At 40.3% G+C, this 10,803-nt stretch carries 10 protein-coding genes and 1 pseudogene; 3 read left to right on the top strand and 8 right to left on the bottom strand.

Annotated features, from left to right (window positions below):
* Positions 1 to 264: 264 nt before the first annotated feature.
* The 7 genes and pseudogenes from DWX84_RS10790 to DWX84_RS10760 form a co-directional block, all read right to left on the bottom strand.
* Positions 265 to 681, bottom strand: a complete 417-nt coding sequence (locus tag DWX84_RS10790) for a very short patch repair endonuclease (protein WP_007758072.1) — start codon at positions 679 to 681, stop codon at positions 265 to 267.
* A gap of 8 nt (positions 682 to 689) precedes the next feature.
* Complete coding sequence (locus DWX84_RS10785) at positions 690 to 2,228, bottom strand: response regulator receiver domain (RefSeq protein ID WP_070737918.1); 1,539 nt, start codon at positions 2,226 to 2,228, stop codon at positions 690 to 692.
* A 4-nt stretch (positions 2,229 to 2,232) separates the two neighbouring features.
* A complete protein-coding gene (locus DWX84_RS10780) occupies positions 2,233 to 5,205 on the bottom strand; it encodes an ATP-binding protein (protein ID WP_007568504.1) in 2,973 nt (990 codons plus the stop codon).
* Positions 5,192 to 6,259, bottom strand: coding sequence for a DNA cytosine methyltransferase (locus DWX84_RS10775; RefSeq protein ID WP_007568506.1), 1,068 nt, complete (start codon positions 6,257 to 6,259; stop codon positions 5,192 to 5,194). Before DWX84_RS10775 ends, DWX84_RS10780 begins: the two co-directional genes overlap by 14 nt.
* On the bottom strand, positions 6,240 to 6,620 hold the full coding sequence (locus tag DWX84_RS22185; RefSeq protein ID WP_306439187.1) for a helix-turn-helix transcriptional regulator: 381 nt from the start codon (positions 6,618 to 6,620) through the stop codon (positions 6,240 to 6,242). Before DWX84_RS22185 ends, DWX84_RS10775 begins: the two co-directional genes overlap by 20 nt.
* A gap of 633 nt (positions 6,621 to 7,253) precedes the next feature.
* Complete coding sequence (locus DWX84_RS10765; protein ID WP_007568512.1) at positions 7,254 to 7,493, bottom strand: hypothetical protein; 240 nt, start codon at positions 7,491 to 7,493, stop codon at positions 7,254 to 7,256.
* Positions 7,494 to 7,507: 14 nt separating this feature from the next.
* Positions 7,508 to 7,986 (bottom strand): annotated as a pseudogene (locus DWX84_RS10760) (YitT family protein); the annotation flags it as partial.
* Positions 7,987 to 8,328: 342 nt separating this feature from the next.
* Here DWX84_RS10760 and DWX84_RS21480 point away from each other — a divergent pair.
* The 3 genes from DWX84_RS21480 to DWX84_RS10740 all read left to right on the top strand — a co-directional run bounded on the left by DWX84_RS21480 (position 8,329) and on the right by DWX84_RS10740 (position 9,513).
* Positions 8,329 to 8,535, top strand: a complete 207-nt coding sequence (locus DWX84_RS21480) for a hypothetical protein (protein WP_007568520.1) — start codon at positions 8,329 to 8,331, stop codon at positions 8,533 to 8,535.
* 471 nt (positions 8,536 to 9,006) lie between these two features.
* Complete coding sequence (locus tag DWX84_RS10745) at positions 9,007 to 9,204, top strand: helix-turn-helix domain-containing protein (RefSeq protein ID WP_007570618.1); 198 nt, start codon at positions 9,007 to 9,009, stop codon at positions 9,202 to 9,204.
* A gap of 15 nt (positions 9,205 to 9,219) precedes the next feature.
* Positions 9,220 to 9,513, top strand: coding sequence for a helix-turn-helix domain-containing protein (locus tag DWX84_RS10740; RefSeq protein ID WP_122246529.1), 294 nt, complete (start codon positions 9,220 to 9,222; stop codon positions 9,511 to 9,513).
* A 67-nt stretch (positions 9,514 to 9,580) separates the two neighbouring features.
* Here the strand turns inward: DWX84_RS10740 and DWX84_RS10735 are convergent, their stop codons facing one another.
* Positions 9,581 to 10,801 carry a site-specific integrase gene (locus tag DWX84_RS10735; RefSeq protein ID WP_007758084.1) on the bottom strand — a complete coding sequence of 407 codons (1,221 nt, stop codon included), beginning with the start codon at positions 10,799 to 10,801 and terminating at the stop codon, positions 9,581 to 9,583.
* Positions 10,802 to 10,803: the final 2 nt, after the last annotated feature.

Below are 10,803 nucleotides of genomic sequence, written 5' to 3'. Positions count from 1 at the left end.
AACAATATTTCTTAAATGAAAAAGCCGTGGTAAGAAGTTACGAAAAGAGTGTAATTTGTTGGAAATGAGCATAAGTTTATTACTCATAATAGTAATAGGTTACGATTAAGTTAGTTATCTGCTGCATTATTTTTCTGTACGTTGCGTAACCTTCAAAGAACTCTTCAAACGCAACGATAAGACAAAAATCGGAATTATAGAATAAGTTTTTCTATATTTTCCCGATTAATGCATTTATATTTTAGATTTAATATCTCGTGATTATTATTGTTTAATATCCTCCAGTAGCTTATTAAGTATTTTTGTCCTATTATCAATCTTACTAATTTCACATTGCCATATAATTATAACTTTCCAGCCGAGTTTTACAAGTAAATCGGAATTTTTGGCATCTCGCGATTTGTTGTTTGATATTTTTTCCTTCCAGAAATCTGTATTTGAGGATGGTAATTTTCCCTTTTTGCAATTATGCCCATGCCAAAAACATCCGTTCACAAATATTATTGTTTTATATTTAGGCAAAACTATATCAGGTTTACCCGGCAATGTTTTGACATTAATACGATATCTGAATCCTTTTGAAAATAAGAACTTACGAACTAAAATTTCCGGTTTAGTGTCTTTACTTGATATTTTTGACATTATATCCGATCTTTTAGTTTGAGAAAAAATATCTGACATAGCCTATATTATTGCTTTGCGATAAGTCTTAACCATTCGGATTCATTCAATCCTACGCGAGACAGTTGTGCACAGTAACTGTTTAAAATACGTTGTGCTTGCATTTCTTTTAAGTCCACCACCCACTCATAAGTTTCTCCATAGGAAGAATAGAATACATATTTGTCCTCCTTTTTTGATGCTTGAATAATTGTAGCACCTTCTTTTGGCTTGAATTTCACTGTTTTTATTGCAAATGAAGATTTATTTGGAAATAATTTCAATTCATTATTCACAATTAACGGATATTCGCCTTTTTCTTCTAAAGGTAAAAATAAGAATCGTCTTTCCTCCTTAATTCTCACCGAATCGCATCTTTGTTGAATACAAACATAATACTTGTCTACAGATTTTATAACTGTTCCAAGTGTTAATATCGGAGCCCCAATAGCAGGTTGAAATATATTTTTATGATGCGTCAAAATGGCAAAATCTACATTCGATTTATTCACATCGATACCATCATATGCAAATAACTCTATGGTATGCGATTGTAATTTCCCCTCGTCTTTATTTGACATATCTTTTCCTGAAGCTTCTGTATATTTATCTTTAAGTCGAGGTTGCTCGGAACTAAACATTTTTTTTAAAAGGTCTTTCGATTTGCCAATAGACACTCCATTTATACTTATCGTTTCGTCTGTAATACGGTTTTCAATCCAGTTATCAACCCAATCCTTTGTATCAATATCTGTTGTCTCCAATAATTCCGAAATAGCTTCGCCAAATAATTTTATTAATAGTTGCTTGGATTCGAATGTGTTTTCCAATAATATTTTGTGCCCGAGATATGCCGGATCTAATTTGGGAGAAAAGACGCTTAACATTCTGGATGTATTATTCCTTATTGCCGATATTGAAGATAAAGCAAAATTCGATAACAAACCGTTGGTCATGTCTGCAAATTCTTCAACAATCAAAGTCGGAAGGCTTTCATACGATACTATTTTATCTTTCAATTCCGGATTATGTGCAAATTGAGTTTCCGAATTTTGTTTTTTAGCTCTAACTAATATCTTAGAATTTAAAGATTGAATAACGCAATCTCCTTTATGAAAAGAATGCTGATCCACTTTCTGATATATACTGTTCGTAATTTCAAATAAATCCGTTTCTCCAGTATACACAATTAACAGTTTCAACATCCCAGTTTGTGATAATAAATCAGATATCAATTTTAATGTAAACTCTCCGCGCGGATCGTCATTATCTGCATCTGCATCGGGATCTTCAACTTGGTTCTCCTCCTTTTCTATATCTAAATACCAATCTAAAATGACAACATCTGCTTTATTTAGTATAGTATTGTAACTATTAACATCAGAAATGGATTTGGGTGCATATACAGCACAGATTTTTCCAGATTGTGCAAATACATTCGATACATCTAATGCGCTAAATGCATTGTTAGTCATATCATTCTTATATGCTTTGTCATCAATAAAAACAATATTTTGTATAAAGTTGTTTGCAATTTCTTTCGATTGCTCAATAAATCTGTCTGCCATATTTTTATTGCATTTTTTGAATTTTAAAAGTAACTGTAGAGCCTTCCTTAGGTTGTGCCACAAATATATCATAGTTCTCTGCATTCAAAACCTCTTTACTGATACTCAACCCCAATCCTCTTCCATTGGGCTTTCTGGAAAATCTTAATTCAAAGATTCGTTCCTTATCTTGGGGTTTTATTTCAATACCGTTATTGGAAATGTATATTCCCGTATCATCCGCATGCAACCGAATAACTTTTTCAGGAACATCACTTTGTTTTAACCAATAAATGGCATTATCAATGATATTCACAAATACAGGATAGAATGTAGAACGAAATCCGTGTATTTTTCGACCTGCAAACCCGTTAGTATGTTTAAAAGCTATATTGTGTCGTTCAAGACGGGATTTGAACAAATCTATTAAAAATGTTTTAATATCCAATAAAGATATGTCTTCCCGACGTCGATTCAATCGTCGATTTAACGGGGTAAACAAATTTAAATAGCCGTCCAAATGTTCGAAATTTACCTTGATGTTTTTATATATTCCTTCCAATTTGATATCTACATCCGACCATGCTTTTAAATCTTTCAGACTATGTCGAATCGAATTAACCGTACCGTTGAATTCATGGTGCAATATTCCGACAGCCAATCCTAATTGGCTTAATTCAACGTCCGATTGCAATCGTTCCCGCAATTCCTCTAACTCTTCCGAAGCGGCTTCCGCTATTTGGTCATTTGTAATTATTTGACCGTCTTCGTTTTTTTCGACATAGAAACTTTCAAATTGTCGAATTATGCGTTCCATAACATCCGTATTTCGACTGCTTATGGATTCTATTTCTGCTTCCATTCTCTTGCGTTCCGTTACCAAATCAAAGTTATCGGCTTTATCGGTTGCCAATAATTTGAATTGATTCTTTACGCTTCGTATTTGATTATCCAAATCGATTATCAGTTCATTCGTAAGATCCTTAATTTTGCGAGAAACATCGGAAACAACATCATTGGTTTCGCTTTTCTTCTTCTTATTAAGTGACAGAGCTTCGGCTGAAATCAGTTCCACCGCTTGCTCCAACCGCTTTCGCTTACTTATTTCCAGATTCAACTGTGCCGTATAATCATCGATTAGCTGATCGATATTTTCATTGATATTTTTAAATACCGTTTGTTCCAGAATTTTAAACTCATTAAGGTACGTGTCAAAATCCGTTCTCATTGATTTTGACATTGCAAATCCTTTAGGACTTGTCACCGATATTCTTTTTCTGTAATCGGAAACTTTTTGTCTCATGGCAAATTCCAGATCTATTATCTTCTGGCTTGCTTCATCCGCATCGTTAATGTATAAAACCGAATGTAAATCGTTCCTAAAATTCGTAAGTAATTCTTCCAGTTCGTTTTCGAATTTATGTTCCGTTAAACCGGCAAAAAAGATATCGAGCTCACGAGCAAATCTCTCCTTTTTCGATTTGGCCAATTTATCCCGACGTTCAAGTGCGTTATGGTACGCATTGAACTCGTCTTTCTTCTGATTGAAGAATTCCGATTGTGCCGTTTTGTTTTTTTCGCTGAAAAAATCAGCGGCAAGTTGTACAAAGAAATTTTTTAAAATCGCTTGAAGTTGGCGATATGCTTTATTTTCAATAAAACCTTCGCGTCCGGCTTTCTCTACCAAACCGCTGTGTTCTCGGTCCGCTATTTCAATAGCACCGAACATTCGTCGATAAGAAAAGAAATATGTTGATGCTCGTTTCGAACGATTTTTTTCAATATCCAGAAAATCATAATCGGAGTCACCATACGGTAGAACTCGAATATTATCTCTATATATGTATAAACCTCCGAATTTATCTCCTTTGGCTTTAATCCTGGCATAATTTTCGACATCTACACGAGAACTTTTCAATTCTCCTTGTAAATACGCCAAGTTAATTTTAAACGGACCACATTCGGTTTCTCTATAATAGTTATCCCGCCAATTTACAATGTGATCAAATGTTTTTTCTCCATATATTTTTACTAATCCCTTGAATTGTCCGAACTCATCAAATTGCCCTTGAAAATGGTGATCCGCCAATTCAAATTCTTCCGTGGTAAAAAAGTGTTCTTTATCTATGATGCTGACAAAACTACCGTCATTCGCCCTATAGTCTCTAAATGAAATGTCAACGACGGGAGTAGGATGATCGGGGGTCATTGTATTGTGAAATCCCATCAACATTTTCTCGATTTTTGTAGCTTCGTCCGAATTGCCGTCTCCCTCTATATCGGAAATAATCGTATCGTAAACTGGGGAGATGAAAAATTGAGTTCCACCACAGCCATTGGTTAATTCAAATCCTTGTTGTAGTTGTAAAGAAAGTTGGTGTGGGTCAACTTTAAAAGACGTGATAGAACTTTTTATTTTTTCAAAATCCTTGTCGTCAATAAGTTCTTTTTGATTTAATTTATCAAGGGATTGTATTACTTCATTTTTAATACTGTCAATATCGGCTGCATTCGGCATATGAGAGTATTCTCTTACCGGAATAACAATATCCTCCAAGTTAATCCCCGGCAACTCGAATATCTCCCAATTAATGAAAGCCACAACAATATCATATTCTTTAGATCTTAATTTTGCTTTCGATACGATTAAAACCTGACTTCCTATTGATGCAATAGCCAATCTTCCTATGCCTTTTTCTCCCATGATAGGACGTCTTGGCTTTGATATGTCAATAGGCGGTAAACTGCTTTTTTTATTTGCCAATTTACTTTCGGTCCCGAGCGTAAGCCAACGAGTTTCAAATTCCTCTTTTGTCATACCGAGCCCGTCATCACGTAATACCAGCAGATTATTACATCGGAGAAAATCGATATCGAATTTATCCGCATACGCATCATGTGCATTTTTTATAAGCTCGTTAATAGCTGTAGGGATACCGGCAATTTGTTGCCGTCCCAATAAGTCGAGAGCTCTTGCCCGAGTTTTAAATTGTGCCATTGTTTTCCAGTGCTTTTATCGTTTCACCTAATCGCCGAGCATATTCACACGGAACTGCATTGCCGATTAATTTTGCCGTTGCGGCAATACTATTTGTTTTAAACACATAGGTTTTCGGGAATGTTTGCAATGTAGCACCTTCCCGTAAAGAAAGAGCCCGATCTTCTTCCGGATGTCCGAAACGTCCGTTTGAGATACTATAAAATTTAGTTGTAATAGTCGAAGCTGGTCGATGCCACCACATACGCCCGAATGTATCTTTAAAACAATCGTCTTTTCCTACAAAGCAAGGTAATTGCAATTCCGGATCATTTGCCCAATCAAGTCTGTTCCCGCCGTCGTGTTTGGTCTTTGCCAATCGTTTAAGACATACATCACTTAATCCGGCAACCGTATGGTTAAACACACTACTGTCTTTATGGCCTGCGCTAACTTTGGGAAAACCGTTCCTTTCACCTAAATAATCGGCTAATACGGTCTCTTTATCGTCCGCCTTAGGTAAATGTATATTGACATTTTCCAATCGTGTTGCGATAAGAGAAAATCTTCGACGACTTTGAGGTACGCCGTAATAGCTCATATCTACAACCTTATAAACAGGATTTTTATATCCGAGATCTTCCAATTTTCGTAGAAAATAAGGTAAGATGCTATCTTTATTTGTGATTATGCCCGGAACATTTTCCACTAATACATATCCCGGTCTATAATATTCGATGAACCGAGCAAAGTTTTTTAATAAATCCTTAGATTTTAAGGCTTTATTCTTATCCGTATTAATTATACTGTAAAATTGGCAGGGACTGCATCCTACCAAAATCAAAAAGTCATCATTTTTCCGTATCCCAAATTTTCGCTCAAAATAATTGCTCCGTAAATTCTTTATATTAGTTTGAATGAAAACACTTCCGGAATTATTGTATTCATACGTTTCTTTGGCATCTTGATCAAAGTCCACACCTGCTATAACGTTAATCCCTGCCTGTCTTAAACCGCAAGTCATTCCACCACCTCCGCAGAAAAAATCGATTGCTTTATATTTGGATGCCATCATCTTGATTACACATTTGCGTAGAACAAAGTAATTCTTTAATATCAATCTTTAACGTTTCGGCAATCGTCAGTAGTGTTTCTACCGAAGGTTGAACTTCGTTTGTACACCAACGAGAGACTGTCGATTCATTTTTACCTAATGCATGCGCCAACCATTTCCCTGTTTTACCTTGTTCCGCAAGCACTATTTTCAGTCGATTTATCCGCTTCATTTGCATAACTATTGCTATAATCTGCAAATTTAATAAAAACAACCCGAATGACAAAATGATTAGCGCGTTTTTATAATAAGAAATATTTCTAATATAAACATAAAAACATTCCGTAAAAGCGGTTTTATCCGTCGGCACACCATCGCCCAAACAGGTTTGTACGAACGTGTACCGACTGCCGCATAAGCGGAGAAAAGGGCTTTGCATCACGCCTAACCAATGGTTTAGACTGATGATGCAAGACCCATTTCTTTTATGCTTATGCCATAGAGGTGCTTTTACGGGTTTTCTATGGATTTTTCTTTTTGCGGTTCCTTTGAGCCGTAAGCGGAAAGCTGTATATGACCGCTTGCCCATGAATGGCACAAGCCGTCCCCACGGCAGGCAAACTGGGAAGAATGATTTATCCGCCCGACCAAACGAGTTTGGACAGACAGATAAACCATACTTCCTTGCAGGTGGTTTGCCGGTTTCATGTTTCCGGCAATGTTCCTTTTCCTTTTAGGTTTCTTCTTTTCACGGATTTCTCCTTTGAAGTTTTCCTGTCTAATCTGCCTCCACTTCCGTTTACCTCCATTTTCGCGCCTTTCAGTGGGCCGCATCAGGCAGTCATTTTCGTTCTGGGCGCAAAGGTAACTCCGGGATTGGACGGGAAAGCAAGGTCAAGCCTCCTGTTTTCGGAAAAAATCTCCAGCCCTGCGGGTAGTATTTTGGCCGAAAAATTATCACAAGTTATGATAATTTCTCTGCAATGATTGTCTTCATACTTTTCTGTTTCGAATTTTACAAATTGTTTCTTAGGATTATTTGTGTGGAACATAGGTTTTCCAAAGTCGGTTTGTCCACGATAAACATCTCACAGTCCGTTTCCGCTTCTATCTCTATCGTTGATGCGGTCTGTCCATAGTAGCATGACATGCTTGCGGCCATTTCACCGCCGAATGCGAACCATTGCGTCACACCGCATCCTGTGTCGGGAACAAAAGCACGGCAGATGCCGCTTTTCATGATGATCATTATCATTTTTTATTTCTTTCTTATTCTACTTTGATATGATCGAATCCTTCTCCATAAACTCCTATAACGGCACTTTGTGAAACAAAAGCCTCCGTGTCTATATTTTTTATCAGCCGGAAGCTGACCGGCGCTTCCCTCTTCCCGGCTAATATAAACATCATCTTTACTTCTCGTCCTGTATAAAAGCCGGTTGTATTGATAATCGTCACTCCCCGGTGTGGGTATTCGTTGATATGCCGCCCTATTTCTTCATTTATTGGATATGATAAAGAACTGGATTGTCGGGTACTATTCATTGCCCTGGTCGATAGCAAAGCTACAAATATAAAGAGTTACAAACCCGTCACCACTTTTTCCCGGTCTTTCAATACAAAATGACTGGAGGAAATGATAATCATATCGCAGATAAGCACCGTTCTCCCAATGTGATGTTCCGGTCTTTGTTGATGATGGCTGCAATAATATCTGTACCTTCCGTACTTCCGTTTGCTGAAAGAGCCTCCCTATGGCAACTTCCACACTCCAACGACATAATCTATCACAATATCCGTAACTTGGTATGTCATTATCCCGATAATGCAGTCTGCCAATATCTCCATGACCTGATATATCACAATCCCGGCAACGTCGGGGAGAATCCAAACCTCCCGCCGGACAGCCGTTTGTCATGTCTTTTGCCGGTATTGACTATTCATGTCTATATATGACTATAGCTGACAAGGTACCCTTTCCCACGTTTATTCTTTTTTTCTTTGCGGCGTAGGACGATAATCCGTCATCGGGAACGTCCGCCTTACAAAACGCCCAATTGTCACATGGAATTAATGTATAAATCATAGTTATGGACAGCATTGAAAGGAAAAAACCAAATCCGTATCATATCAACGAGAAGGAGATACTGGATATAGTTGCCGCCAAAGGCTCATATTTGAGCTGCATTTCCGGGGATCTGGAAGAGGTGGTACCCCACAAGGAATCTTCATCCCGGCCGGAGAGTAAAAAGACGATAACGGAGGAAGAGGTAAAAAATATATTGAAGCCCTCCTGAACAACTTTTCATCCAACCGGCGCAAGCCCCTGCATATTGACGCACAGGTGTACGAATGTATCTCAGACATTGTCTGGGCGGTCAGACGTAAGGATTTCACTGTTTCCGGTGTTATAAGCCGCATACCGGTTGAACATATTAAGGAAAACGCCGACGTGATAAGGAAGATCACAGGACGGGATTACAAACTGTTCCAGCCGTAATATGACGGGAAATCCTCCTTAAAACGGCTCCGGAGGGGGAGTCGGAAACCACGACACCCAGCCGGAAGTGCCTTTGGAAAGTATTTTGAACTGTATTTCAATAATTTGAGTTCCTGACAGGAAGCAATTTTAAATAAAAACAAGAAAAATGGAAGTATATTACATTGAAGCCGGAATCTTTGAGGAGATGCTGGCTCGGACTGAGAGCCTGTCCGCACAGGCGGACCGCTTGTATGAAAAGAACAGGGAAAAGAAACCGGAAGAGTGAATGGACAACCAGGATGTCTGCCTGCGTCTTGACATCTCTCCACGTACCCTGCAGACTCTCCGGGATACCGGACGACTGGCATTCACCCAAATCCAGCGGAAAATCTATTACAGGCCGGAGGACGTAGAAAAGCTGATGGCCTATGTCGCCATGAAACGCAAGGAAAAGGCGGTGAGAGAAAAAAGAAAGAATGAATAATTAATCGGAAGTAGCATGGAAGGGATTATTAGCAAAGAGACGGGCAGTGTCTGCCGGTTCTTTGGCCTGCTGGATAACATCCAGACGAAGCTGGAAAGGCTTGCGGAGGATAACCGCCCCCTGTTTAACGGCGAGCGTTTTCTCTCTGACAAGGAGTTGTCGGACCTGCTAAGAATCAGCCGCAGATGCCTGCAGGATTATAGGGACCAGGGGCGTATTTCTTATATCCGGCTGGGCGGAAAAATTTTGTATAAGGTATCCGACATTGAGAAACTCCTGGAGGATAATTATCATGAGGCCCTGATATAATCGGGGGCGTTCAATATTTAAGAATGCCGGCCGGAACCAATGTTTAATGGTTCCGGCCGGCATTTCATTATTCGGACATTTCCGTCAGAAGGACCGTATCCCCTTTCTGTCTTCTTTTCATCAGCTGGTCCATGTCACCGGATATCTTCCGGTCGGTAACCTGTGCATAGACCTGCGTACTGTTGATGTTCGTATGGCCCATCATCTTGGCGATGCTCTCTATCGGGATGCCGGAGGACAGCATCAGGGTTCCGAACGAATGGCGGGCCATGTGGTAGGACAGGTTCTCCTTCATGCCCAATGCCACGCCCATTCCATGTACCTCGTACCAGAGGACGTCGCGGACCGGCAGCGGGAATACCGGTCTGTCGTCATCCGTGGTGTTGTAAAGTTCCAGTATCTGTTCGGCTATGGGATGCAGCGGGATGAACGCCTCCACGTCCGTCTTGGCCCGGCAGACGCGGATATATTTTCTTCCTTCCGAGGTCTTTCCGATGTGCCGGGGATGGAGTGCTCTCGTGTCCGCATAGGCCAGACCGGTCAGCGAGGAGAAGATGAACGTCCTGCGTGCAAGCTCCATCATCGGGTCGGGCAGCGGGGTTTCCATCATCCGCTTCAACTCACCCCGGCTGATGTGCCTTAGCTTTAACGGTTCTTTCTTTTCATATGCCACATCCTCTATCGGGTTGGCTCTCAATATCTCCCGGTCCACGGCGATGTAGATGAGCCGGTTGAGCCAGCACAGACAGTGGTTCACGTGGCTGTTCCTGTAGCCCAGCTCCTTCTTAAGAAAGACCTTGAACGATTCGGCGAACTCCTCGGTGATGTCCGAAAAGGCGATGTCCTTCATTCCGCGGGATTCGATGAACTGTCTGAGATTGAGCTGCGTGGTCTTCGACTGGCGGTAGGTCGAGGTGGAGTTGATTTCTGCCGAGCGGATTCTCAAACGTTCGCGTTCCACCTCTCCGGCCTGCAGGAGGTATTCCGGCACGGAATTGGCACCTGACACGGTGGCCTTGAGCAGTTCGGCCGTGACCACTCCCTGATGCTTCAGCAGATTATCGTATGCCTTTTCCAGCTGGTCACGGAAACCGGCGAGGCGGTTGTTTTCCCTGACTGTTCTGATCTCACACTTCTTGCTGTCCCAGTCCTCCGGCCTGCAATAGATGCCGGTGGCAACGGCTGACTTCTTGCCGTCAATGCTGATCCGGCAGAGGACGGCGGTCGTGCCGTCCGATTTCACTTTGTTACGGTTGATGTAGAATAAGAGCTTGAATGTACTGCGCATGG

It is taken from the genome of Parabacteroides sp. AF21-43, from assembly GCF_003635435.1.
In the GTDB taxonomy this organism is placed as follows: Bacteria; Bacteroidota; Bacteroidia; order Bacteroidales; family Tannerellaceae; genus Parabacteroides; species Parabacteroides distasonis.
Note: the sequence above shows the minus strand (reverse complement) of the source record. Positions and strands in the feature narration are given on the sequence as shown.

What these genes read in the sequence shown, in the direction of transcription:
- DWX84_RS10740 (WP_122246529.1), top strand. Translation starts at nt 9,220, where the DNA reads ATGGAAGGGATTATTAGCAAAGAGACGGGCAGTGTCTGCCGGTTCTTT.
- DWX84_RS10745 (WP_007570618.1), top strand. Translation starts at nt 9,007, where the DNA reads ATGGACAACCAGGATGTCTGCCTGCGTCTTGACATCTCTCCACGTACC.
- DWX84_RS10775 (WP_007568506.1), bottom strand. Translation starts at nt 6,259, where the DNA reads ATGATGGCATCCAAATATAAAGCAATCGATTTTTTCTGCGGAGGTGGT.
- DWX84_RS10790 (WP_007758072.1), bottom strand. Translation starts at nt 681, where the DNA reads ATGTCAGATATTTTTTCTCAAACTAAAAGATCGGATATAATGTCAAAA.
- DWX84_RS10785 (WP_070737918.1), bottom strand. Translation starts at nt 2,228, where the DNA reads ATGGCAGACAGATTTATTGAGCAATCGAAAGAAATTGCAAACAACTTT.
- DWX84_RS10765 (WP_007568512.1), bottom strand. Translation starts at nt 7,493, where the DNA reads ATGATAATGATCATCATGAAAAGCGGCATCTGCCGTGCTTTTGTTCCC.
- DWX84_RS21480 (WP_007568520.1), top strand. Translation starts at nt 8,329, where the DNA reads ATGGACAGCATTGAAAGGAAAAAACCAAATCCGTATCATATCAACGAG.
- DWX84_RS10780 (WP_007568504.1), bottom strand. Translation starts at nt 5,205, where the DNA reads ATGGCACAATTTAAAACTCGGGCAAGAGCTCTCGACTTATTGGGACGG.
- DWX84_RS10735 (WP_007758084.1), bottom strand. Translation starts at nt 10,801, where the DNA reads ATGCGCAGTACATTCAAGCTCTTATTCTACATCAACCGTAACAAAGTG.